Origin of the sequence: Caldisalinibacter kiritimatiensis, from assembly GCF_000387765.1 — a bacterium.
Classification (GTDB): Bacteria; Bacillota; Clostridia; order Tissierellales; family Caldisalinibacteraceae; genus Caldisalinibacter; species Caldisalinibacter kiritimatiensis.
Map to the genome: position 1 here is coordinate 1 of NZ_ARZA01000048.1, position 26,019 is coordinate 26,019.

General features: G+C 30.9%; 27 protein-coding genes. 3 read left to right on the top strand and 24 right to left on the bottom strand.

From position 1 onward, the window contains the following. A partial coding sequence (locus L21TH_RS01720) for a dicarboxylate/amino acid:cation symporter (protein ID WP_034429031.1) occupies positions 1-998 on the top strand: 998 nt, incomplete at its 5' end. 40 nt (positions 999-1,038) lie between these two features. Here the strand turns inward: L21TH_RS01720 and L21TH_RS01725 are convergent. From L21TH_RS01725 to L21TH_RS01745, 5 genes are all read right to left on the bottom strand, one after another. Continuing rightward, positions 1,039-2,292: an MDR family MFS transporter gene (locus L21TH_RS01725; RefSeq protein ID WP_006307557.1), complete on the bottom strand. Its 1,254-nt coding sequence runs from the start codon at positions 2,290-2,292 to the stop codon at positions 1,039-1,041. Positions 2,293-2,457: 165 nt separating this feature from the next. Then, positions 2,458-2,757, bottom strand: coding sequence for a spore coat protein (locus tag L21TH_RS01730; protein WP_006307558.1), 300 nt, complete (start codon positions 2,755-2,757; stop codon positions 2,458-2,460). Positions 2,758-2,773: 16 nt separating this feature from the next. Beyond that, positions 2,774-2,980 carry a hypothetical protein gene (locus L21TH_RS01735; RefSeq protein WP_006307559.1) on the bottom strand — a complete coding sequence of 69 codons (207 nt, stop codon included), beginning with the start codon at positions 2,978-2,980 and terminating at the stop codon, positions 2,774-2,776. A gap of 119 nt (positions 2,981-3,099) precedes the next feature. Further along, entirely contained in the window at positions 3,100-3,657 is a 558-nt protein-coding gene (locus tag L21TH_RS01740; RefSeq protein ID WP_006307560.1) for an O-acetyl-ADP-ribose deacetylase, read from the bottom strand. 33 nt (positions 3,658-3,690) lie between these two features. Next, a complete protein-coding gene (locus tag L21TH_RS01745; RefSeq protein ID WP_006307568.1) occupies positions 3,691-4,122 on the bottom strand; it encodes a GNAT family N-acetyltransferase in 432 nt (143 codons plus the stop codon). Between the two features lie 159 nt (positions 4,123-4,281). Here L21TH_RS01745 and L21TH_RS01750 point away from each other — a divergent pair, with 159 nt between their 5' ends. Further along, a complete protein-coding gene (locus tag L21TH_RS01750; protein ID WP_006307569.1) occupies positions 4,282-4,539 on the top strand; it encodes a YkuS family protein in 258 nt (85 codons plus the stop codon). Between the two features lie 18 nt (positions 4,540-4,557). Here L21TH_RS01750 and glpK read toward each other — a convergent pair whose 3' ends face one another. The 9 genes from glpK to L21TH_RS01790 form a co-directional block, all read right to left on the bottom strand. Continuing rightward, positions 4,558-6,060 carry a glycerol kinase GlpK gene (gene glpK, locus L21TH_RS01755; RefSeq protein ID WP_034429038.1) on the bottom strand — a complete coding sequence of 501 codons (1,503 nt, stop codon included), beginning with the start codon at positions 6,058-6,060 and terminating at the stop codon, positions 4,558-4,560. Positions 6,061-6,087: 27 nt separating this feature from the next. Then, a complete protein-coding gene (locus L21TH_RS01760; protein WP_006307571.1) occupies positions 6,088-6,654 on the bottom strand; it encodes a glycerol-3-phosphate responsive antiterminator in 567 nt (188 codons plus the stop codon). A 32-nt stretch (positions 6,655-6,686) separates the two neighbouring features. Then, on the bottom strand, positions 6,687-7,265 hold the full coding sequence (gene cobO, locus L21TH_RS01765; protein ID WP_278244280.1) for a cob(I)yrinic acid a,c-diamide adenosyltransferase: 579 nt from the start codon (positions 7,263-7,265) through the stop codon (positions 6,687-6,689). 57 nt (positions 7,266-7,322) lie between these two features. Further along, on the bottom strand, positions 7,323-7,460 hold the full coding sequence (locus L21TH_RS14675; RefSeq protein ID WP_006307573.1) for a hypothetical protein: 138 nt from the start codon (positions 7,458-7,460) through the stop codon (positions 7,323-7,325). 69 nt (positions 7,461-7,529) lie between these two features. Further along, positions 7,530-8,897, bottom strand: coding sequence for a sodium-dependent transporter (locus L21TH_RS01770; RefSeq protein ID WP_006307574.1), 1,368 nt, complete (start codon positions 8,895-8,897; stop codon positions 7,530-7,532). A gap of 252 nt (positions 8,898-9,149) precedes the next feature. After that, positions 9,150-11,516, bottom strand: a complete 2,367-nt coding sequence (ppsA, locus tag L21TH_RS01775) for a phosphoenolpyruvate synthase (protein ID WP_006307579.1) — start codon at positions 11,514-11,516, stop codon at positions 9,150-9,152. Positions 11,517-11,814: 298 nt separating this feature from the next. Further along, a complete protein-coding gene (locus tag L21TH_RS01780; RefSeq protein WP_006307581.1) occupies positions 11,815-12,285 on the bottom strand; it encodes an HAD family hydrolase in 471 nt (156 codons plus the stop codon). Between the two features lie 84 nt (positions 12,286-12,369). Then, positions 12,370-13,392 (bottom strand): spore photoproduct lyase, encoded by a 1,023-nt coding sequence (gene splB, locus L21TH_RS01785; RefSeq protein WP_006307585.1) that lies wholly within the window; start codon positions 13,390-13,392, stop codon positions 12,370-12,372. A gap of 264 nt (positions 13,393-13,656) precedes the next feature. Next, positions 13,657-13,854, bottom strand: coding sequence for a hypothetical protein (locus tag L21TH_RS01790; protein ID WP_034429033.1), 198 nt, complete (start codon positions 13,852-13,854; stop codon positions 13,657-13,659). 219 nt (positions 13,855-14,073) lie between these two features. Here L21TH_RS01790 and L21TH_RS01795 point away from each other — a divergent pair, with 219 nt between their 5' ends. Then, entirely contained in the window at positions 14,074-14,286 is a 213-nt protein-coding gene (locus L21TH_RS01795; RefSeq protein WP_006307592.1) for a DUF378 domain-containing protein, read from the top strand. 38 nt (positions 14,287-14,324) lie between these two features. On the opposite strand, the gene L21TH_RS01800 is transcribed toward L21TH_RS01795, so the two are convergent. The 10 genes from L21TH_RS01800 to L21TH_RS01845 all read right to left on the bottom strand — a co-directional run bounded on the left by L21TH_RS01800 (position 14,325) and on the right by L21TH_RS01845 (position 25,555). After that, positions 14,325-15,164, bottom strand: a complete 840-nt coding sequence (locus L21TH_RS01800) for a carbon-nitrogen hydrolase family protein (protein WP_006307599.1) — start codon at positions 15,162-15,164, stop codon at positions 14,325-14,327. Between the two features lie 11 nt (positions 15,165-15,175). Then, on the bottom strand, positions 15,176-15,583 hold the full coding sequence (gene ndk, locus L21TH_RS01805; protein ID WP_006307607.1) for a nucleoside-diphosphate kinase: 408 nt from the start codon (positions 15,581-15,583) through the stop codon (positions 15,176-15,178). Positions 15,584-15,674: 91 nt separating this feature from the next. Then, entirely contained in the window at positions 15,675-17,030 is a 1,356-nt protein-coding gene (locus tag L21TH_RS01810; protein ID WP_006307609.1) for a TldD/PmbA family protein, read from the bottom strand. 2 nt (positions 17,031-17,032) lie between these two features. Further along, on the bottom strand, positions 17,033-18,421 hold the full coding sequence (locus tag L21TH_RS01815) for a TldD/PmbA family protein (protein ID WP_006307610.1): 1,389 nt from the start codon (positions 18,419-18,421) through the stop codon (positions 17,033-17,035). Between the two features lie 265 nt (positions 18,422-18,686). Beyond that, complete coding sequence (locus L21TH_RS01820) at positions 18,687-19,559, bottom strand: CPBP family intramembrane glutamic endopeptidase (protein ID WP_006307612.1); 873 nt, start codon at positions 19,557-19,559, stop codon at positions 18,687-18,689. Positions 19,560-19,783: 224 nt separating this feature from the next. Beyond that, positions 19,784-20,893 (bottom strand): alpha/beta fold hydrolase, encoded by a 1,110-nt coding sequence (locus L21TH_RS01825; protein ID WP_081627894.1) that lies wholly within the window; start codon positions 20,891-20,893, stop codon positions 19,784-19,786. A 202-nt stretch (positions 20,894-21,095) separates the two neighbouring features. Next, positions 21,096-22,658 (bottom strand): acetyl-CoA--acetoacetyl-CoA transferase subunit alpha, encoded by a 1,563-nt coding sequence (locus L21TH_RS01830; protein ID WP_006307618.1) that lies wholly within the window; start codon positions 22,656-22,658, stop codon positions 21,096-21,098. A gap of 85 nt (positions 22,659-22,743) precedes the next feature. Next, the gene (locus tag L21TH_RS01835; protein WP_006307620.1) at positions 22,744-22,965 is read right to left on the bottom strand and encodes a Zn-ribbon domain-containing OB-fold protein; all 222 of its coding nucleotides are present in this window, start codon (positions 22,963-22,965) and stop codon (positions 22,744-22,746) included. A 4-nt stretch (positions 22,966-22,969) separates the two neighbouring features. Then, complete coding sequence (locus L21TH_RS01840) at positions 22,970-24,136, bottom strand: thiolase domain-containing protein (protein ID WP_006307622.1); 1,167 nt, start codon at positions 24,134-24,136, stop codon at positions 22,970-22,972. 36 nt (positions 24,137-24,172) lie between these two features. Then, positions 24,173-25,555, bottom strand: coding sequence for a GntP family permease (locus L21TH_RS01845; protein WP_006307624.1), 1,383 nt, complete (start codon positions 25,553-25,555; stop codon positions 24,173-24,175). Positions 25,556-26,019 lie beyond the last annotated feature (464 nt).

Genomic DNA, 26,019 nt, shown 5'->3' on the forward strand with positions numbered 1-26,019 from the left:
CTCCTGGTATTGCTGATTTGGGAAAAGGTGCAGGAAAATTATTAGGATTAACAGCAGCAATAGCTTATTTTTCCGCAATTATTGCTGGAATTTTAGCATTCTTTATAGGTTCGCAAATATTACCTAATGTAATTAAGGCTGCAGAATTAGTTGAAAAAGGAGGTCCCGATTTATCCCCATATTTTTCAATAGATATTCCTGCTATGATGGGTGTAATGACTGCTTTAGTAACTGCATTTGTATTAGGACTCGGTATGGCTTATATAAAAGGTGATACTTTATTTAAGGCATTGAGAGATTTTCAAAATGTAGTTGAATTAGTTGTAAAATATGTTTTAATACCTTTAATACCATTTCATATTGCAGGTATCTTTGCTAAGCTAACAACAGCAGGTGAAATTTTTAGAACACTAAAAGCCTTTTCATCAGTATTCATACTAATCATTACTTTACAACTTAGTTATATACTAGTTCAATATATTATTGCTGGTATATTTAGTGGTAAAAATCCACTTAGAGCGATAAAAAACATGTTACCTGCATACTTCACAGCACTAGGTACTCAATCTTCAGCGGCAACTATCCCAGTTACACTACAAAGTGCTCGTAAAAATGAGGTATCAGAAGATATCATAGACTTTGTTATACCTTTAGGAGCAACTATACACCTAGCAGGTGATACTATTACATTAGTTCTTGCTTCAATGGGCGTAATGCTAATATCAGGTCAAACTCCAACTTTTGCAACAATGCTACCATTTATACTACTATTAGGTATTACTATGGTTGCCGCACCTGGTATCCCAGGTGGTGGAGTATACGCTGCATTAGGATTATTAAAGGATATGCTTATGTTTACTCAACCACAACAAGGTCTAATGATTGCACTTCATTTTGCTCAAGATAGCTTTGGAACAGCTACTAATGTTACAGGTGATGGAGCAATTGCAATTTTAATTGATTCCATTGCTAAGAGAAGAAATAAAAAAACAGACTAAAGTAGCTAAAAGGCTATTGAAAAAATTCAATAGCCTTTTTCTATAATTTAATACAATCTTTTTTCTGTTCTTGTGATTTTTCTACTCTATACAAAATATACATCAATACTGCAGCGCCCATTGAAAGCACAAATACCAATGGCCAAACTTGCCTTACACCATGATTTTCGATAAAAGACCCCATTATTACCGGACTTAGAGCAAACCCTGCTCCTGTTATAATTGATAATATTGTATTAAATCTTCCTCTATGGGTCATTGGAGCATGATTAGCTATATATACTCCAGAATTTGTAACATTAAGTATTTCCCCCATTGTCCATACAATTGTAGAAAATACAAACATAGGGAATTCTGCTATATAATATATAATGCCAAATCCTATAGCATTTAAAATTCCTGCTATTGAAATATTTAATATTGGCTTTAATTTCTTTGTCAAACTTGTTAAAAACAATGTCATTACAACAACCACTAAAGCATTTGTAGTACCTAACATACCAAAAAATACAGTACCTTTATCCATACCAAATATATCCTTTACCTGTATAGCTAAAGCAAAGGAATGTTGAGCATATACAAAGGAATAAATAGTAGATACAAGTGCGAACGCAAGAAGCTGAGGTCTTTTTAATAATACTTCGAATAAATTACCTTCCTCTGCTCTTTCATTAGTATCTAATTCTTTACTCTGTTCAATTTCATCTTCAGTTGGAAGTGATTCATGTACATAAATCATAATTAGTATTAATGAAATAAATGTGGTTGCAGCATCTCCTAAAAATATCCACTCTATATAGTTATTATATAGAATCCCTGCAATCAATGGACCTACTGCAAATCCAATATTTATTCCTAAATATAATAACGAAAAAGCTGGTTTCCTATTATCAGTATTAGTTAAGTCTGCCATCATAGCACTATATGCAGGCTGAGCAGCTCCACCAAATACACCTGCCAAAATTAAAAGCCATGGTACTACAATTGAATTTCCAAGAAAAGCACAAGGAATAAAACAAATAGCAGCTAATGCTTGAAAGAATATTATAATTTTCTTTCGTCCAATATGGTCCGATAACTTACCACCAATAATTGAGCCAGGAACGTATGACATAGCTGACATAAATACAAATTTACCAGCTATTTCTTCTCCCATACCTAAATTCTCTGTTAAAAAAAAGGTCAAGAAAGGAAAAACAAATGCCCCCATACTATTAATTATTCTTGCAAAAAATAAAACGTATATACTTTTAGGAAGTCCTACATACGTCTTCAATTCTTCTTTAATCCCCATTATAATCCCACCTTTTTTAGTTCAAAAATTTTCTAAATTTAAATACATTTTAGAATAATTATATCATAATTTTACTGCTTTTATTTAGTATCTCTAAATATTTTTATAATTTTTCAAAAAAAATTAAGAGACCCTCAAAGGGTCCCTGATATATCTAATACAATATTAGCTTCTCATTCCTCGATTTGTACCTTGATTTGTTGTAGTTTGATTCATTCCTTGACTTAATTGTGATTTAAGTTGTTGTCTATCTTGTTGAGTAGCATTTTGAGGTGATGTATAGTAACCTTTTTGTGTAGCTATTTTTCCTAATTCATATTGGAATTTTTCAGCTTCATCTCTTAATTGCTGATATACACGTCTTAACTCTTGATTTGATGTACAGCCAATTGCTTTTGTATAATCAGCCATACTAGCCTTAGTCATTGATAAAACATCACTTACCATATCTTTTTCTTGCATCATATTAAATACCCTCCTCTTATAATGATTGAGTTAAATTTTGTACAGTAGTTTGAGCAGATTGTGCTCCTTGCTGGAACATTCTCTTGATTTGTGGATCCTGACAGCTTTGTGCATAGCTATTAAGTTTTGAAATCATTGTTTGGTGACCACTAATAATTTCTCTTAAGTTTTGTAATTCCATCTGATTAAGTTGTGATAAATTAAGTTTACTTTGAACAGTCATAATCAGTCTCCTTTCATTTGTTTTTTATTTTTTTGTCCTTTAATATTTTTACTCACATACTATTAAAATATAAAAAAAATAGATATCCACTTTATTGATGGATATCTATTTTTTGCTATTTATTTCAAAATGTGATTTATCTTTCTTTTATATATATCAAAATCATTTTTTGAAAATAAAATAAACCTAATTTCTTTAAAAGAATGTTTATCTAAAATTTCTTTTACAGCTGTTAATGCTATATCACTAGCCTTCTCTATTGGATATCTATAAGCTCCAGTACTAATAGATGGAAATGAAATACTATTAATATTATTATTATAAGCTAGTATTAAACTATTTTTATAAGCATTTTTAAGTAATTGTGGTTCATTATTATCACCACCGTGCCATATTGGTCCAACTGTGTGTATTACATATTTGGCTCTTAAATTTCCACCAGATGTTATAACTGCTTCACCTGTTGGACATTTCCCCTTTGTCTTTCTAATCTCTTTACACTCCTCTAGTATTTGTGGTCCTCCGGCTCTATGGATAGCACCATCCACACCGCCACCACCCATTAAACTGGAATTAGCTGCATTTACTATGGCTTCTGTATCTTGTTTAGTAATATCATCTTGTAAGACTTTAATTTGTGTATCTTTATAGATTAGCTCAATAGAACTATCCTTCATCACGGTCCTCCTTATCTTTCTTAAGTATAGTTTTTATAAATATTTCTTAAACCCTATATTATCACAGTTATATCCATGTTTTGAGTAAAATTTATGGGATTTAGCCCTGTTTTTGTTGGAAAGTAACATTATATAGTGACAATTTTTCTTTTTAGCTATATCTTCTATTTTATTTATTAAAGTACCTCCATAGCCATTTCCTCTATAATTTTTATCTATAATTACATTTTCAATTACCATAAATGGTCTACATTCTCTAACTAAATCATAACAAATTATTGCCATTGCGCTTCCTATCAGTTTTTGATTTAGTTTTACTCCCATCAGATAATAATTTGGATTATTCTCTATGCTATTAAAAGCTTTAATCATATTACTCATAATGCTTTCTTCATTTACTAATTGACTATATAATTTTGATAATGAATTTAATTCCTTTTTCTTGATTTTTTCAACTGTTACCATAAAATATCATCCTCCATTATAGCCTCTACTACAAAATATGCTAGTTCAACATCCTCTGTTAATATTGCTTATTGATTTATAGTTAGTAAAATATTCTAACTCTATAAAAATAATATTAATGTAAATGGATAAAATAATAATGTAAACGGAGGTGATATTTTGAATAATAAAATAGTTGTTGAAAATACTCTTAATTCACATATAGATTTCCTTAAAAATTCAGGTTATGATGTGCACAAGTTATACCAAAATAAAAACCTAAATAATATACAATCAAATGTATATGATGCTATTGTAATTTCTAGCCTAGCTAACACACCTATGTCATCTAATAATTTACCTAACACACCTATTATTGAGGCCGAAGGTAAAACACCTGAAGAAGTCTATGATATGATTAAAACAAACATACAATAAATTTGAGGGACTTATTTTTTAGTCCCTCTCAGTTTCCCAATTCATTGCTCTGTTAACTGCTCTTTTCCATCCTTTATACAGTTTTTGCTTAACCTCTTCGTCAATGTTAGGTCTAAACACCCTGTCTATACTCCAGTTGTTAACGATATCTTTCTTGTTGTTCCAATAACCAACTGCTAATCCAGATAAATAAGCAGCACCAAGAGCCGTTGTTTCAGTAACCTTTGGTCTATATACAGGAACATTTAATATATCCGATTGAAATTGCATAAGAAAATTATTAGATACAGCACCACCGTCAACTTTTAAAAATTTAAGCTCAGTTTTAGCATCTTGTTGCATAGTATCTAATACATCTCTAGTTTGATAAGCTATTGCTTCTAATGCAGCTCTAACTATGTGAGCTTTATTAGCTCCCCTTGTAAGACCCATTATAGTCCCTCTAGCATACATATCCCAATAAGGAGCACCTAAACCAACAAAAGCTGGTACTAAATATACACCATTATTGTCTTCTACCTTAGTAGCAAGATGCTCGCTTTCTTTAACATCCTCTATAAGTTGTAATTCATCTCTTAACCACTGCACAATAGCACCAGCCATAAATATGCTACCTTCTAATGCATATTCAACCTTTCCATTTATTCCCCATGCTATAGTAGTTAATAGTCCATTATCAGTCTTTACTATATTTTCTCCTGTATTCATTAATAAAAAACAACCTGTTCCATATGTATTTTTTGCAGTTCCCACTTCAAAGCATGCTTGCCCAAATAAAGCTGCTTGCTGGTCACCTGCTATACCTGCTATAGGAATCTCAACACCATCAAATATATCTCTATCTGTTACTCCATACACTTCACTTGATTGTCTTACTTTAGGTAACATTGCATAAGGTATATCCAGCTCTTCTAATATATTTTCATCCCATTGTAATTTTTTAATATTATACATCATAGTTCTTGAAGCATTTGAATAATCAGTTATATGGAGTTTTCCCTTTGTAAGATTCCAGATTAACCATGTATCTATAGTTCCAAATAATAATTCTCCTCGATTAGCCTTTTCTCTTGCACCTTCAATATTATCAAGTATCCATTTTACCTTTGTTGCAGAAAAATACGCATCTATTATAAGTCCTGTGTTTTCTTTTATATATTTCTGAAAACCTTTTCTATTCAGCTCAGAGCATATATCTGCTGTCCTTCTACACTGCCAAACAATTGCATTACATATAGGTTTACCTGTATTCTTGTCCCAAACTACAGTAGTTTCTCTTTGATTTGTAATACCTATAGCAGCTATTTGTTCTGGTTTTGTATTAGTTTTTTTTAAAATTTCCTTTGCCACAGTTACCTGTGTGTTCCATATTTCTAGTGGGTCATGCTCTACCCAACCTGCCTTTGGATAAATCTGTTTAAACTCCTTTTGTGCAACACCAACAACTCTAGCTTTACTGTCAAATAATATTGCCCTTGAACTAGTAGTTCCTTGGTCGAAGGCTAAAATATATTTATTTATCAATACAAACTCCCCCTTATCTTTTATCTATAAATACCATATGTTCTCTTTACTAGTTGATATACCTATAGCACCACTTTTTATACTATTTATCACATCTTCTTTATCCTTTATTAATCCTCCAGCAATTATAGGTATTCTAGTTTCTCTATGAATTTCTTTTATAATTTTAGGCATAATACCTGGCAAAATTTCCACCGCATCAGGTTTTGTTGCTCGTATAGATTTTTTTCCAGTTTCAAGAGATAGTGAATCTAATATAAATAATCTTTGTATTGCAAACAAATTCATATCTTTAGCTATTTTTATTAAATTACTTTTAGTCGTTATTATACCGTCTGGTTTAATATTTTCATTAATATATCTTAATGCTACCATATCTTTAGAAAATCCGTCTATTAAATCAATATGTACATATATTTGCATCTCATTATCTCTTGCTTTCTTCACTATTTGTTTAAGATTAAATATACTACCTGCCAATAAAAAAATAATCTTACAAGGTGATTTTATAGCTTTATCTAATGCATATACGTCATTTACTGCTGATATGATTGGATTATCGTATATCGTACTAAAAAAATTCTCTCCCAAACAAACCCCTCCACACTAAATCATAATTTAACCTACTTCTCTATTCCTTCTCTAGCCAATACCCCATGCTGATAATAATGTTTTATCTCCTTCATTTCAGTTACTAAATCCGCTTCTTCTATTATTTCATCAGGGGCATATCTACCAGTAATTATAACCTCTACATGCTCTGCTCTATTTCTAATCATATCTAGTACTTCTTCTATTTCAAAGAGGTTATAATACATCGCTATATTAATCTCATCTAATACCACTATATCATATTGACCCTCTTTTAAAATCTTCTGGCATGTTTTAAGACCATTCTGAGCGGCATCTATATCTTCCTGTGTAGGGTCATTATATATAAAGCAATTTCTACCGAACTGATGTATCTCAAAACTTGGCAAATAATTCATTGCTTCTATTTCACTATACTTCATTCCCTTCACAAACTGAGCAAAATATACTTTCTTTCCTGCACATACAGCTCTAACAGATAACCCTAAAGCTGCTGTAGTCTTTCCTTTTCCATTGCCAGTATATACATGAATATATCCTTTTTTCATTATATCCCTCCTACATATGCTAAAATCGATAACCTTTCTAGTATTTCCATTATATAGAATCAAAAATTTTCTGTCAATTGTATCAAAATAAAAAACGGCCCATAGGGACCGTTTTATTGTTTACTTAAAATCTTGCTTTTTAAAAGCTATTAAATAATACTTATCATTAAATTTTTCCTCTAATTTTTTTATATCATCTAGTTCTTTGTCATTAAGGTCTGCTAAAGGCACCTCATTCAGTCTATTTTTAAACTCCATAAAATAAATCCTCCTAGGAATTTTATCCTTATTATAACTCAAATAACATTGTCATATACATTTGAATATTTATAATTCTATTATTCTACTTAAAATTCCAGTTGCATAAAGCAATATTATAGATATTCCTACAGGAGCTAAATATTTAGTGATAAATCCATATGCTCCCGACAATGGAAGTCTAACTGTTCCTTCATTTGTAGCTTCTTTAAGGGCTTGTTTAATACCCCATGCCCAACCTACAAATAGGGAAATTAATAATCCACCTAAAGGTAGTAATACATTTGAAGCTGTAAAATCAAATATATCAAAATATGTCTTTCCAAATATTTTAAACTCACTCAATGCTCCAAATGATAGTGCACTAGGTATTCCTATTATAAAAATAATTCCTGCAATTAATATAGTAGCTTTCTTTCTAGGTATATTAAACTCTTCTGTAAAGAATGCAACTACAACCTCTAATATTGAAATTGTAGAAGTCAGTGAAGCAATACCTACTAATATAAAAAATAAAGCTTGGAAAAATCCTCCTAATGGCATAGATTGAAATACTGCTGGTAATGTAATAAATATCAGTGAAGGTCCTGAATCAGTTGGAAATCCGTACGCAAATACTGCGGGGAATATAACTATTCCTGCCATTAATGCTATAGCTGTATCAGCAATTGTTACTTGTAAAGCAGTTGTGCCTAAATTTTCATCTTTCTTTATATAACTACCATATGTTATCATGGTACCCATACCTAAGCTTAATGAGAAAAAGGCATGACCTAATGCTTCTAATACTCCGGTAGCTTTCAATGAACTAAAATCAGGTTTAAATAAAAATTCTAACCCTTTACTTGCTCCTTCTAATGTTACAGAACGTATCATTAGAACTACTAAAAGTCCTAATAGTATTGGCATTAAAATCTTACTATACTTTTCAATTCCCTCTTTAATACCTCTAACTATTATGAATGCAGTTAAAAACATAACTATAAATTGCCAAAATATAGGCTCTACAACACCACTTATAAGTCCATCAAAATAACCTCCTAATTGGTCTGGAGCAACTTTAATTAACGTTCCTGTCACAGATCTTGATATATAAGAAAAAACCCAACCTGCAACTACTGAGTAAAATGATAAAATAATAAATGCTGATGCAACACCTGCTATTCCTGTAAGATACCATGGTGAGCCTGGTTTAATGCTTTTAAAAGCTCCAATTGCATTTTTCTGTGCTTTTCTACCTATAAGAAACTCAGATAACATTACCGGAAGCCCTATAATTGCGATACAAAATAAGTAAACTATTAAAAATGCTCCTCCCCCATTTTCTCCGACAATATATGGGAATTTCCATATGTTTCCTAGACCTATCGCCGAACCTGCTGCTGCTGCAATAATACCTAATTTTGATGCAAAACTATCCCTTTCGATGAGAACCACTCCTCTCTGTATATTTGTTACATAAAATTAATAATTAAATTAAGGTAATGTAACAGTATTCTATCATTTACTGTCGAGCTATGTCAATATTCTTTTTATAATTTTCTTTATTTTTTAAAGTTTGTTCAGAATTTTAAATTCACTTTAAAGTAATACTATGTAATTTCTATTTACAAATTTAATATTAACTATATTATTTTATAATATACAAAAAAAGAGTGGCCAAAAGTGACCACTCACTACAAATAATTTTTACCAATATATTTCTCTAAGCTTTTTTAATATTAGCTTTTGCTCAACATGAGCTACTAATCTTCTTGTATAAGCTACAGTATCTGGATTTATACTCATACTATCTATTCCCTGCTCAACTAAAAACTCTGCAAATTCAGGATATAACGATGGACCTTGACCACATATTGATACTGTTTTCCCATGTTTATGTGCCGCATCTATTAATGTTTTTATTGCTTTTTTAACAGCTGGATTTCTCTCATCGAAATATCCCATACTATTTAGTATTCCTGAGTCTCTATCTGCACCTAGTATAAGTTGTGTTAAATCATTACTACCTATACTAAAGCCATCTACCAATTGAGCAAACTCTTCAGCTTGGAATATTACAGATGGTACTTCTGCCATAATCCATAATTTAAAGTTATTACTTTGATATAATCCTTCTGACTCCATTATTTTCTTAACTTTTTCTAATTCCCAAGTTGTTCTTACAAATGGTAACATAACCCAAACATTAATAAGTCCGTATTCTTCCCTTACTTTTTTAATCGCTCTACATTCAAGTCTAAATCCTTCTTCATACTCTGATGAAATATATCTTGATACACCTCTCCAACCTATCATAGGATTGTTTTCTATTGGCTCAACTTCTTCTCCACCTTTTAATCCCCTAAATTCATTAGTCCTAAAGTCACTTAATCTCACGACTATAGGCTTTGGATATATCTCTTGAGCTACCTTAGTAATTCCCTCTGCCATTTTTTCTATAAATAATTTTTCTTCACCTTTCTTAAGCAAGTACATAGGATGTGCTCCTACTAAATTACTAAATATAAACTCTGTTCTCATTAAACCGATACCATCAAATGGAAGGTTTTTGTATTTACTTATGATTGAAGGTTCTCCCAAGTTCATGTATATTTTAGTTCCTGTAATTGGAGCTAGCTGGTTCATAAGCTCGTCACTAATTCCTACAGTATTATTCATTGAAGCAGTATCCTCTTTATTTTGCTCTTCTTGCAACACCTTCCCTTTATATACTACCCCTCTTGTAGCATCAACTGTTACTATCATTTCATCCTTCAATACTTCAGTAGCTTTTTTTGCACCTACTATACATGGAATTCCTAATTCTCTTGACACTATAGCAGCATGACATGTTCTTCCACCTTCATCTGTAACAACTGCAGCAGCCTTTCTCATTGCTGGAACCATGTCTGGATTAGTCATTACTGTTACTAATACATCTCCTTCTTTAACTCTAGAAATCTCATCGATATTTTTTATTTTAATAACTTTTCCACTGTTAATTCCAGGTGCTGCCGCTAATCCTCTCACTAGTGTTTCTAGTTTTTCTTCCTTATTTTCACTCATTTCTTCTTTTTCCCCCTTTAGTGTAGTAATTGGTCTTGATTGTAATATATATAACTGGTCTGTGTCTGCATCTAATGCCCACTCTATATCTTGTGGTGAATTATATAATCTTTCTATTGAAATAGCGTTTTGTGTTAAATTTATTATTTCATCATTACTTAAACACTGGTTATTAACTTTATCCATTCCTAAATATTCTGCAACTTTTACTTCTAATGTTCCGACATCATTTCTATTTTTTATAATCATAGTATTCTTTTCAGCTATATTCTTTTCTTTAATTGTAGAGTTATCTTTACTTACTATATATTCATCTGGAGTCACAATACCTGATACAACTGCTTCACCTAGTCCCCAGCTTGCATTTATCATTATTTCTGTAGTATCATTCGTAATTGGATTAGCTGTAAACATTACTCCCGCTACCTTGCTATTAACCATCTTCTGAACTACTACACTTAAGTTTACATCATTATGCTCAAATCCTTGATTTTCTCTATAGTAAATAGCCCTTGCTGTCCATAATGAAGCCCAACATTTCTTTATATGCTTAATTACTTCGTCTACACCACTTATGTGCAAATAAGTATCTTGCTGTCCAGCAAATGACGCTTCCGGTAAATCCTCTGCAGTTGCTGAACTTCTTACAGCTACGTGGAGATTATCTAGCTCTAGTCTTTGGCTAAACTCTTCGTACGCTCTTTTTAACTCTTCCTTTATATTAATTGGTATGTCAGATTTCATAATTAAACTTCTTATTTCAAAACTCTTAGGCTGTAAATCCTCAGCCTTATCTACATTTATAGTTTTTAATACTTCTATTATTTTGTCTTCTAATTTTGTTTCCTTAACAAAATCCCTGTAAGCAGACGCTGTAACACAAAATCCAGGTGGTACATTAACCCCTCTTATTGTTAATTCACCTAGATTTGCTCCTTTACCACCTACTACTGGTATATCCTCTTTACCTATTTCATTGAACCATTTAATGTATTTATATTTTTCCATTCATTTATTCCCCCTCACTGAATTTTATTTTACGTTATATATTATAGCATATTTTTTAAATGTGTTATACTATTTTTATTATTTTTTGTTAAGTATGTCGCATTAATAAAAAATAGTGGGGTTTTCTCCCCACTATTTATACATCCTCTATAAACTTTATTCTATCTTTTTTATTCTGTTATATTCAGATTCTACTCTTTTCAATTCTTATTAATTCTTTTTATCATAATTTCTATTTAATTATTATTTATTTTAGATTTAATTTTTTATAACTTTTCATTTAAATCTGTCACATTATTTATCCCCTTAAGCTTGCCTTTAGTCTATCAGTATTAAAAAATAATTCAATACAATCTTCTATACTCTTAATAACTAAGTCACTATTTAATAAAGTATTAGTTGCACAACCCTCTTTTCCTAATATACATATCCCTAACCCTGCTTCTTTTAACATAAGGCTATCATTATTCCCATTACCAACTGCAACACAATTTTCTAAGCCTAAATTTTTAATAAAATCTACTTTATCCTGTGTCCCATTTTCTTTAGATATAATATGTAATTTTACATTTGTATCCTTTAAATACTCTCTCACAGTACCAAAAGTATCAGCTGTCAATACAAATATTTCTATTATTTCAGATAGTTTATTAAGTTTATTTTTTATTCCATTATCTATTTTCCCATCTGCTGCCAATGTTCCATTATAATCAAAAACTAAATACTTAATTGAAATATCCTTATATGAAGGTATATCTATCTTAATCATAATTATCACCTCTATATAAGGATATCAAAATTAGTACTATATTGTAAGAACTTTTTCTGTTTATATTCTCTTCTTACATAACAACTATATTACATAATCAATTTCACTATTAGGAAATAATTCATTTAAATTCTCAACAAAAAATTCCTCCATCTTTTTTAACTGTTCCTTTTTATACACATATTTCCCATATCCAAACTGTCCGTATTTAAATTTTCTCTCTTCTTCATTCATAGGAAGAGTTGTTTCAGGAAAAACTGCTAAAATCTTACTCTTTGCTGTACTAGTAAATCTATGGGAAATTACTTCAAAGCGAATTGGTCTATCTGCTGTTGAACCTAACTTCTTCTTTATGTTCTTTAACATTTTTAGATAATCATCTTTCCACCCTTCATAAAGAATTACAGGCCCTATTATAAATCCTATAGGATATCCAGCATCATAAACTTTTTTTGAAGCATCTATACGTTCGTCCAATTTAGCTGTTGCATGTTCATATTTATTTATTACTTTATGGGAGTTTATACTGAATCTAATAGTTGTGTGTCCTTTATGCTCTATATCCAAAAGACTATCTATTTCTGTAAATTTACTCACAAAGCGTAACCTTCCCAACTCTTTCTTTCCAAAGAACTCAACAGCTGTAGCAAGACTACCTGTATAAGGCTCAAATGGTACTGGGTCCGATGTAGCTGAAGCTTCAAAATAAGTAACATCTGGTTTTCTTTCCTCTATATATTCCTTTGCTCTATTTAATACATCTTCAATATTAGCATAAATTGTAATATACGGTTTATCCCCAAATCTAGTATTGAGATAACAATACTCACATTTACCGCTACATCCAGAAACCAAAGGCATCTGATAGTGTGCAGAAGGCTTACATCCTTGAAATTTACTACCCTTCCAAACTCTAACTGCTATTGAATTCTTCCCTTCTACATAAAATTGTCTTGGTGTTTCCTTAGGTATACCTGTAACTCTATTCCCTTTCATCATAATAACTTCTACATCTTCATTTTTATTAAAAAAATTATACAATTTTTCTCCCAATGGATAATTTAATGCTCGTTTTTCAAAATACACTCTCTTTGGTATATATGTCATAATTTTAACTCCTTTTATATATTATATATTTATTTTTACTTAAAATTTGTTTCATATACATAAAAAAAAGCAACTAAAGTGACATTTTGGCTATTAGCTTTTATCCAGTAGCTATTAGTAAAATACATATTATAACTAATTAAATAAATACATGCAAATATCTGAATAAATGACATGCAAAAAGCTATTTAAATAAAAAAAATAATAGCTCACATTTAAATGTGAGCTACATAACAAAATTTAATATTAATCTATATTTTACTGTTAACAATCGTATCTAAAACAATTTCCGAATAAAATAATCAATAACAAGAAGAAAAATAATAAGCTTTGATTTTGCTCATCAAAATAACAACTATTACTAAATAAAACAACTAATAATAATAAAAAGAAAAGTAAACTTGAATCTCCGTCTCCGTCATAATAAGTACTTTCAACAGGCACATTAGTTTGTTCTGTCATAATCTCCCTCCTTCCTTATAGTTTATAAACATGCCTTATAGCTAAATCTCAATTATGTATATTTAAAAATACAACTTCCATATCATAATATGCATCTATTCAAAATTTCGTTACAAATTTGGTTAATTTTTGTAATTTTTTTGTTTTATAGGTATAGAAAAATAAATAATAGAGATAATATTTATTGAAAACAACATTAATATAATAAGGAGTGATTTTATGTATAGCTTTTTAGATAGGTTATCTCTTATTTTAGTAATAGTAGGAGCTCTTAACTGGGGTCTTATTTCTCTATTCCAATTTGACCTAGTTGCTTCAATTTTTGGAGGACAAGGAGCAGTTCTAAGTAGAATAGTTTATGGCCTTGTAGGATTAGCAGGTCTATATTCAATTACTCTTCTCTTTAGAGAACGTGAAAAAGTAGAGCAATAGTATTAAATACTAAAATTAAATGAGGATTAACCATTAGGTTAATCCTCATTTAATAAATCTAATGTATATAAATCTGTTCTTCTATGCTGTAATAAAGGTAACTCTCTTCTTATTTTATCTATCATGTTTAAGTCTAAATCTTGTATCAAAATATTTTCTTTTTCGTCTAACTTACTAACTACTCTTCCCCAAGGGTCAGTAATAATAGAATTTCCATAGGATGTATATGATGATTCTTTATTTCTTGCAGGTGCAGTTCCTAGCATATATACTTGATTATCTAAAGCTCTTACCTTAAATAATGACTCCCAATGTGCTGGACCAGTAGTCATGTTAAAAGCCGCTGGAATTACAATAATTCTTGCTCCTTTTAATACCATTAATCTCATAAGCTCAGGGAATCTTATATCATAACATATAGATAGTCCTACCTTCCCATATTCTGTATCGAATACTGTTATATCTTCTCCTTTACTCAAAATATCTGATTCCATAAACCTTATTCCACCCTCTACATCTATGTCAAATAAATGCATTTTTCTATGTTTACCTATTATATTACCATTAGTATCAAAAGCAAAACTAGTATTATAAATGTTATCCTTTTCATCCTTTTCAGGTATAGAACCACCTATTAAATATATATTATTCTCTTTTGCTGCTCTAGACATAAACTGTATAGTCTTTCCTTCAGGACAGTTTTCTGCAAACTTAGGAAAATAACTATTATCATAAGGACAATTAAACATCTCAGGTAACACCACTAATTTAGCTCCACTAGAAACAGCTTTTTTTATCATCTCATCTGCCTTTTTTATATTTACATCTTTATCTTCTGTTACAAGCATTTGACATAATCCAACTCTTAATTGACTCAAAAAATCTCCCCCTATTCATATTCAGGAAACCATATTTTTATTTCTCTTTTCGATGAATCTTCACTATCCGATGCATGTACTATGTTTCTTGTTAAACTATAAGAAAAGTCACCCCTTATAGTACCTGGCCGTGCTATAGAAGGGTCTTTATGGCCGTTCATATTTCTAACTATCTTAATTACATTTTCTCCCTCTAAAACCATAGCCATAATTGGTCCTTCTGTCATATAATTAATTAATTTATTATAATAATCTTTTCCTTTATGTTCCTGATAATGTCTACTTAATATTTCTTCATCTGCAATTAATAACTTCGCTGCACCTATCTTAAGTCCCTTTTTTTCATACCTACTTATTATTTCCCCCACTAGTCCCCTCTCTACTCCATCGGGTTTTATAATAACTAAAGTTTTCTCCACTCAATCACCTCCATTTCAATATATTTTTTACTATAATATGTATAATTATCCTTCAAATGATAACAAATAAGGGACGCTAAACGTCCCAAAATTAATCTCCAGATACAGCTAGTTTCTTAATTTTTAGTGTTGGTGAACCTATATATCCTGAACCTCCTGGTAATGTAAATCTTAAATCATCGCCTATCATTTCAATGTCCTTCAATAATTCAAAGAAATTACCCGCTATGGTTATTTGATTAACAGGTCTGTCTATTTTCCCGTTTTCAATTAAATATCCATATGCAGATAATGAGAAGTCTCCAGAAACAGTATTCAGACCTGCATGTAACCCCTGTATGTTAATAATTAATAATCCTTTATCTATACTTTCTATGATTTCATTGAATGTTATATTCCCTTTTTCAATATACATATTAGTTGGTGCAATAGAAACTGGTGATTTATATGATGGTTTATAGGCATTCCCTGTAGACTCCACACCATCCTTTTTGGCTGTTTTAGTATTATGTAAATAAGTTTTTAATATACCTTTATCTATAACCTTCTTATATTTAGTTGACACTCCTTCTCCATCAAATGAAGCTGAAGCTACTCCATTTTTCATAAACGGGTCATCTACAACAGTTATTATACTATTTCCTATTTGCTTATCTATTTTTCCTTTTAATAACGATAAATCTTTTTGAACATTTTCTGCTGAAAAAATTGGCACAAAGGCTTCTAATAGATTAGCCGCTACATCATTTCTTAATACTATAGGATATTCATTTGACTCAATACTTTTAGCTCCTAACATTGATACTGCTTCGTCAACTGCTTCTTTAGCTAACTTTTTAGCATCAAATTTTGAAAAATCATTTGAAATTATATAACTTCCTCCTGTTTTTACATCTTCTCCTTCTTTGACCATAACACTAACATAAGCGTATGCAATATTTGACTTTTCCTCTAAATCCAATTCCTTTGTATTTACTAACATTGTATGGGCTGATTCTTCCCCAAATATACAGTGCTGTACTGAAATTACTCTATTATCTAATTTAAATGCCTCTTTTTCAACGGATTTAATAAAATTAATCTTTTCTTCTGGAGTAACTTTATTTAAACTATTGTTATAGTTATTAACTTCTTTATAATTCTCCGATGGTGGCTGAATATTTTCTTCGTCATCACTATCTATAACTGATGCATTCTCTACTGCTTCTTTTATCAGTATATCAATAGAAGTTTCATCTATTTTCTCAGTATATGAATATCCCATTTTACCATTGTATAATCCTCTAAAGGAAACCCCTATCTCATTAGAAATACTGTAATTATCTATCTCACCTTTAAATACTTTGATATCAAAGTTATCGCTGTCTTGAAAATATATTTCCATTTCCTTCATACCTGCTTGTTTTCCTTTTTCAAATAATTTTTTCATAAATTCTCTTCTATCCATCCTTATTCACCCTTTCTTCCGCCTACTGTCATTGATGATACCCTAATAGTTGGCTGTCCAACATTGGCAGCAACAGTACCACTTACAGAACCACACATACCTTGACCTAAATCTAAATTATTTCCAACCATATCTATTTTTTTAAGAACTTCTAGACCTTTACCAATAAGTGTTGCTCCCCTTACTGGTTTTTCTATCTTTCCATTCCTTACTATATAACCTTCCATCACTGAAAAATTAAATTCTCCTGTAGCTGGATTTACTGAACCGCCGCCCATATATTTTGCATATAAACCATACTCTGTATTTGCAATTATTTCTTCTTTAGTTGATTCTCCATTAGCTATATATGTATTTGTCATTCTTGAAGTTGGAGCATATTTATAGGATTGTCTTCTTGCTGAGCCAGTAGAATCCATTCCCATCCTTCTACCATTTAATTTATCAATCATATATCCTTTAAGAATTCCATTCTCTATAAGTACATTTTTTCTCGTTGGTGTTCCTTCATCATCTATATTTTGTGAACCCCATTCATTTGGAATTGTACCATCATCTATTGCTGTAACAAGTTCAGATGCTACTTTTTCTCCAATTTTACCTGCAAAAACAGATGTACCTTTAGCAACTGAAGTAGCTTCAAGCCCATGTCCACATGCTTCGTGGAATATAACTCCTCCAAATCCATTATCAATAATTACAGGCATTTTGCCACTTGGACAATATTCTGCATCTATCATTGTTTTTGCAATTCTAGCTGCTTCCTTAGCGTATTCTTCTATATTTATTTTGTCATAAAATTCAAATCCCATATGTGCTCCAGGTCCATAGAAACCTGATTGCATTTCTCCATCCTTTGATGCTATTGTTTGAATCATAGTCCTAGTTCTAACTCTTTTGTCTTCTACAAAGACTCCTTCAGTATTTGCTATAAGTACATTTTGCTCTGAATCTCCATATCTTACTGTTACCTGTGAAATTACATCATCATAATTTTTTGCTACATTATATGCTCTTCTCATTAAGTCTACTTTCTTTAATTTTTCTACATTTCCTACAGGTATAACTATTTTATGATTATTAACTATATCATTTTTCATTAAATTAATAACAATATCTTTTCTTTCTCCATTAATTGCTGCAGCTGCCTTTCTTGCTACATCTAATAGATTATCTCTTGTAGCTTTATTAGTATAAGCATAAACACTATTTGTTCCTTTAAATATCCTTATACCTACTCCAAAATCTCTTCCTGACATAGTGCTTTCAATCTTTCCACCTATCATAAGTAACCCAGTATTCAACTTGTCTTCTACAAAAACTTCAGCAAAATCTCCACCTGTAGAAAGAGCTTCATTTAATACATCTTCTATTAAAGCTTTACTTAGCATCTTACTAACCTCCTTAATTTATTACTATGTAATCTATTCGACACTATATTATATTTCCCTTTATTTTATGAAAAAGCACCTAAAGCTGCTTTTTGCTATTAGCTTTTCGCTATTGGCTCAAATACTAAAAAATCTAATTAATATTAACTACTATCAATACTATTGTAGACATTTCCAAATATACAGTAAACATACTTTGTTATAAAATAAAAAACGGCAAAGCCGCTTAAATGATATACCCATTTAGGATAAATAGATAAAAATTTTATTGTAACTGTAAATTTGTTTTTACATTTTCATTAGATAACATTTCTTTTCTATTTTTAATATAATAAAGAATAAAGCTTATAGATACTAAAGCTAACGTCATTATTAAAGGTAGTAGCATATCAAAGATATTTGTAATTTTCAGTATTATAAACTTCATTAATATATTTGAAGTATTAAATGACATATGTACAATTATAGGAACCCATATTGACTTTAGCCAATGATAACACAACGCTAAGAGTACACCAAGAACAAAAGTGTACATCCCTTGAATCATATTAAAATGGCACAAGGCAAATACAATAGCTTGTAAAATTATAGCAGTTTCTACTTTTACGTCTTCATTTAATCTATTAAAAATAACACCTCTATAAAGAATCTCTTCAAAAACAGGCGTCAATATGCCAATAACTAAAACAACTATTAAAATATTGCCATTCATCATTACTTTTGCACTTTCACCAATATCAAAAAACTCTTTCCTAGCCCCAAGTAAATTCATTAATGTTTCATTGTTCTTTATAAAAGCAAATATTGAATTTAAAAAGAGATTAGATAAAAAACCTAATAAAATTAATAACCCAACAACTTTAAAATTTACGAATGAAAAATTACAGTATTCAATAATACTTTTTTTATTAAACTTTAATAAACGCACAAGAATCAAAGCTGATACAATTAAAGCAAAAAAAGTTACTAAAAAAATATACTTGTTTACCATTTGTTGAATATATATTGGATTTTGTGCTTGTTCAATGTTACTTACTGCAATCATAAACACTAGTATTATCCCTGCTAAAGCATTAGGAATTACATAGATTAGTGAGTATAATAATACACTCCCTATTAGTTGCAAATACTTTTTCAAATATAAAACCTCCTTGGTCAATTTAGCTTAATGTTTACTAGAGTATAATTCCCACTATTTAGCAAATTTATTAGTAAAAGCTAAATTTCTATTTAAACCAAGGAGGTATAAGTATGATATTAATTTAACTCTTTTTAGCAAGAAATAGAAAGGAGCTTTGAAAGGAATCCCTTCCATTTTCAATCAACTAAAATATTTTATCTTTTCAAAATACTAAATTAAGTTCAATGTTCTAAAGCTTTAATGAAATCACCAATATATTTCTCCAGTTGTCCAAATTCATAAATACACCCCAAATGTCCCATTTTACTTTTGAGAATTTCTACTCTAGCTTGGCCTGTTTTCTTATTATTTAGAATTTCTCCTATCTCATATGCATATTCAGGTGGAAACTCACAATCTGAATCTATATTCATAATCAATGCAGGACATTTTATTCTTTTAACTGCTTCTTTAAAACTGCTAAAACCTCTTGAGAGGTCATAAGAATTAATAGCTTCTAACATTGTGATATAACTGTTAGGGTCTCTAGTCTCAATAGCTTCTTTTACTCCTGCTTGTAGAAATTCCTTTATTTTCTTATTCTTTAACTGTTGAATATCTTTCCCTTCAGTTATTGATTCACAAAGCTCTACAAACATTTTGTAATTTGTATAATATATTTTACTAAGTTGGGTAATTATGCTTAATCCAATTTGTGGAACACCACACTCATACCAACCACGATTAAAATCAGGATCAAGTTTTAAAATATTTATCATAATATTATGAAATGCTAATCCACCAGGAGGCATATAACCTGCTGTCGCTACTGCTACCAAGCTTTTAACAAAGTCAGGATATAATACAGCCATTTGCAATGTATGCAAAGAACCCATAGATACACCAGCCATCATAAATAACTCTTTAACTTCAAGTTCATCAAGAAAATATTTATAGAACTTTACTTGGTCAATTAATGTTATCTTAGGAAAATCAGGACCATACATTTTACCTGTATCTGGGTTAATAGTCAAAGGACCCGTACTTCCATACATGCTTCCTAAAGAATTTGCACATATTATCCTATATTTATTCGTATCTAATAATTTCCCTTCTCCTATTAGTGGGTCCCACCATCCAGGGTTAGAATCATTTTCACTGTACTTACCTGCTGCATGTTGTGACGACAAACCTCCATGACCTAAAAATATTACTGGTCCAGTTTTATTTCCGTATTCCTCATATACCACTTCTGGATTCTTAATTACTTCCCCTAATTCAGTTTTAAAAAGTTTTGATAATTTAAGATGTTTCTTTTCAACCAACACTCCAACTACCCCCTTTTCTTTCATATACACATCGAAACATATGATATTATAGCCAAGACCACAGTAAAAAACTATTATCCTCTAGCTGTACATAAATTATCACATATATATGGGCAGCCTGTATATGGCTGCCCTGTTTATAAGGTCAGCTGTCCACTAGGGATCAACTACCTTTCACACTTCTATTACTATATCATTCTATATCATTTTCAAAAGCACTTTTGAATTATAATTTTAGTTTCATAGGCTCATCTTTAAAAATTTTATTATCCATTTCTTTTAAATTATCAGCAATAATAGGTTTAAACTCCATATGAGCTAAAATATCTTTTTCTAAATCAATTCCAGGTGCAATCTCTGTTAATGTTAATCCTTCAGGTCTAACATCAAATACTGCTCTTTCAGTTACAATTGTTATTTTCTTATTTTTCTTGCTTTCATATTCACCATTAAATGTTATATGTTCTAACTTATTAACAAACTTTTTAACTTTCCCTTCTTTAACTATTTCTAGTTTTCCGTTATTTATATTAACTTTTAGCCCACCAGCTGTAAAAGTACCGCAGAAAACACACTCTTTAGCATTCTGGCTTATATCAATAAATCCTCCACATCCTGGAATTTTAGGGCCAAATTTTGATACATTTAAACTTCCATGGGCATCACATTGTGCCATACCTAAGAATGTTATATCAATCCCGCCACCATCGTAAAAATCAAATTGATAAGGATGATCTATTATAGCTTGAGGACCTATAGCACTACCAAAATCTAATCCTCCTTGTGCTGTTCCACCGTAAATACCAGGCTCGACAGTAGAAATAAAGTTTTCTTCTATTCCTTCTTCTTTTAATACTTCAGCTACTCTTTCTGGAACACCTATACCAAAATTCAATACTAACTTATTCTTATCCATTTGCAGTGCTGCTCTTTTAGCTATAATTTTTTTTGCATCTAACGAAGAAGGGTTAAAGTTTTCTTCATGAACACCAGCGCTTGATATAAAATCAATATTAAAATCTGTTCCCGATGTTTGCATATGATTTTTCTTATCCTTAACCACTGCTACAACATCAACGATAGCACCTGGAACAGCTACGTTCTTAGGTTCAATAGTTCCTCTCTTAACTAATCTCTCAACCTGAGCTATAACCAATCCCCCGTTGTTTCTTGCTGCCATAGCAACTGATAAATTTTCTAATTTTAAAGCTTCTTTACTAATTCCTATATTTCCATCTTCATCTGCTTCAGTTCCCCTGATTATTGCAACATCTATTTTTTGTGATTTGTAAAGTAAATAGTTTCTACCATTTACTTCAACTTTCTCAACGATATCTTCTTTTGTAGCATCATTGAGCTTGCCACCTTGAAAATCAGGGTCAACAAAAGTACCTAAGCCAACATGCGTTAAAACACCAGGTTTATTTGCTGCCATTTCTCTAAACATAGATGTTAATACACCTTGCGGAAAATTATAAGCTTCAATTTTATTCTCATTAATTAACTTAGCTATTCTTGGAAACAATCCATAATGTCCACCTACTGTCTTTTTCAAAAGTCCTTCATGGCAAAGATGATTAAATCCTCTTACTGTTCCTCCATCTCCAACACCTGAAGCCCACATTAAAGATATGTCCTTAGGACTTCCTGTTTCAAGAAATCTGTTTTCAATTTCTAATAAAATTTCTTCTGGAGCACCTGTTAACATAAATCCTACTGTTCCAATATATGCTTCATCTGGAATCATATTTGCTGCTTCTCTTGAAGTAACAAATTTAACTCTACCCATGATGATCACCCTCCTAATTTTTATTTTTATAGGAATTGTGTAATTAAATTTAATTACACAATTCCTATAAATTACACATTACAAATTAAACTAGCTTATAAATTGGATTACCATCTTCATTTAATCTAGAATACTCTACTTCCATTCCAATACTAATTTCTTTATCTTCTTTATATCCTTCTAAATATGTCATAAATCTACCATCTTCATTTTCTACAATTGCAACAGCAAAAGGAACTTTATCTTTAAAATCCACAGATGCAACATTAATTATAGAATAGGTATATATTTTTGCTTTCTTACCCATTGATTTACCACCCCTTAAAAATATTTACTACGCAAGTTGCTGCTGAACCACCAAGATTATGTGTTAATCCAATATTTATGTCCTTTTTAACTTGTCTTTCTCCAGCTTCACCGCGTAATTGTGTTACAACTTCATATATTTGACTTAAACCTGTTGCTCCTATTGGATGTCCTTTTGCCTTTAGTCCACCACTAGTATTGATCGGTATTTCACCATCTAAAGCTGTTTTCCCTTCTGCTACAGCTCTAGCACCTTTACCCTTTTCAAAAAATCCTAAGTCTTCAGTATTAACAATTTGGGTTATAGTAAAACAATCATGTACTTCAGCTATATCTATATCTGATGGCTTAACTCCTGCCATATCATATGCTTCCTTGGCCGCCTTTAATGTTGCATTTAGAGAAGTCATGCTTGTTTTTCCATGAAGTGTTAAAGAATCTCCCCCATGACCAGAACCTATAATTTCAACAACTCTCTTATCTGTAATTTCTTTAGCTATTTCAGTAGCAGAAAGAACAACGAAAACAGCACCATCAGTAACCAAAGAGCAATCATATACTGTTAATGGATATGCTACTGGAAAGCCTCCATATACCTTATCGATTGTTATTTTTTTATGCATCTGAGCATCAGGGTTGAGTAAAGCATTGTCATGATTTTGAACAGCAACCATGGCCATTTCTTTTCTCACGTTTCCATATTCATAGAAATACCTATTTGCAATCATTGCAAATAAAGATGGAAATGTAGCCCCCATTTTCACTTCATATTCATAGTCAGCAGCGCTTGCAAGACCAGCTGTAACAACAGGAGTTGATTGGTGTGTCATCTTCTCTACACCGCCTATTATTACAACATCGTACATTCCCGATGCTATTGCCATTAAACCTTGTCTGAAGGCTAAACTTCCTGATGCACAAGCTCCTTCAGTTCTTATTGTGGGAATATCTTGCATTCCTAAAGTTTCCGCAGCCATAGGTCCCATATGGCTTTGGTTACACCAATATGAACTGTTAAAATTACCTAAGAACAATGCTTCTATTCTCTCTTTTTCTATTCCAGCATCTTCAATAGCTTTATTACCTGCTTCTAATATTAAGTCTTTTAAAGATTTATCAGGAAAACTACCCATCTTAGTTTCGCCTATACCAATTACAGATACGCTACGCATATTTTTCCCCCTTCTTTTATCAACTTTATCTATTAATTAAAATGCTCCAAATAAAGTAGCTAAGATTATAATTAAGAATGTTGATGCGAATGGGATTAGAACAGCAGTCATAAATATATCTTTATATGATGATTTATGAGTTAATCCACATATTGCTAGTAAAGTAATAACAGCACCATTATGAGGTAAAGCATCAAAACCTCCACTTGCTAATGAAGCTACTTTATGTAACAATTCTGGATTTAGTCCTACAGCATTAGCCCATTCTAAATAGCGTGCTCCCATAGCTTCTAATGCTATTGTCATACCACCTGAAGCAGAACCTGTTATACCTGCTAAAACGTTTACAGTTATAGCTTCAGATACTAAAGGAGTACCAAAATCTATACCCATCATAAAATCTGCTACTTTGTCAAATGCTGGTAAGCTTTTAATAACACTTCCGTATCCAACCTCTGATGATGTATTCATAATTGCTAGAAGTGAACCAGAAACACCTGCAGTAATAGCAGCTTTAAAATTAGCTTCACCATTGATTCTCTTCCAACCTACAATTGTAATAAATAGTGATGCTATAGCAACAGATACTAATAAAGCCCATAATGGAGCCATAGTCTTAAGTGAAGCACCATAAGGTTCCAAGAATGCTGGATCCCAAGATTGCATAACTCTAGTTAATATATAGTTAAGAATTAACACAATAAGTAATGGAACAATTGCTAATCCTGGTTTCATCAATTCTTCAGGGTTTATAAGAGCATCTGGTTCATTTTTATGCCCTGTACCATAACCTTCACCAGCAGCTAGAGCTTTATTTTTACGATATTCCAACCATATAACCCCAAATACGAACATACAAATACCTGCAAGTAACCCTAGTATAGGAGCGGCATATGCATCCGTACCAAAATATTTAACAGGAATTAAGTTTTGAATTTGAGGAGTACCTGGTAACGCAGTCATAGCAAATGTCCAAGAGCCTAACGCTATAGCACCTGGAAGTAAACGTTTAGGAATTCCTGCCTCTCTAAATAATGCTGCACCAATTGGATAAACCGCAAAAGCAACTACGAAAATACTAACTCCACCGTAAGCTAAAATCCCACATGATAAAACTACTGCTAGTATAGTTCCTTTTTTACCAACTTTTTGTGTTATCCAGTGAGCAATAGAGCTTGCTGCTCCAGTTGTTTCCATAAGTTTACCAAAAACAGCACCTATTAAGAAAAGTGGAAAATAAAGTCTTGCAAATGCCATACCTTTAGTCATAAATACTTCAGAATACGTAGGTAATAGTGGTACCCCTGCAATTAAAGCTGCCAATAATGCACATAATGGAGCAAATAAAATAACTGAATATCCTCTGTAAGCAATAAATGTTAATAATGCTAATGATATAATTATTCCTAATACACCCATAAAAGCACCTCCGAAATTTTTTTAGTGAGCTAGCTCGTCTTTATTAATTGCAATTTACATGCCATATAATTACTTACTATATATTTTTGTTCAACCACTTTAATTGTTCTAATTTTCTAAAAAATTGCAAAATGAATTACGTAATATTCAATTAATTAATTTGGACGAAATTATTATACATGTCTACATTATTACACATTTGATAATGTTGACATAGTACTATCTTATTATGTGTTTTTCCTTATCCTGGTGTACCTGTATAGATTAAGCAAAATAAATATGATATAATGTTGACCAAACACATAACTTAACATTAATATTCATACATGTAAAACTTGTTTGTAAAGTTATTATATACTTACATATTTTAGTTTAAAGTTAAACTAATAGATAGTTGCAAAATCCAAAATTAAACTTATCCACAGAAAATTAGTAAAAAAAATAGCACAATAATGATTTATACA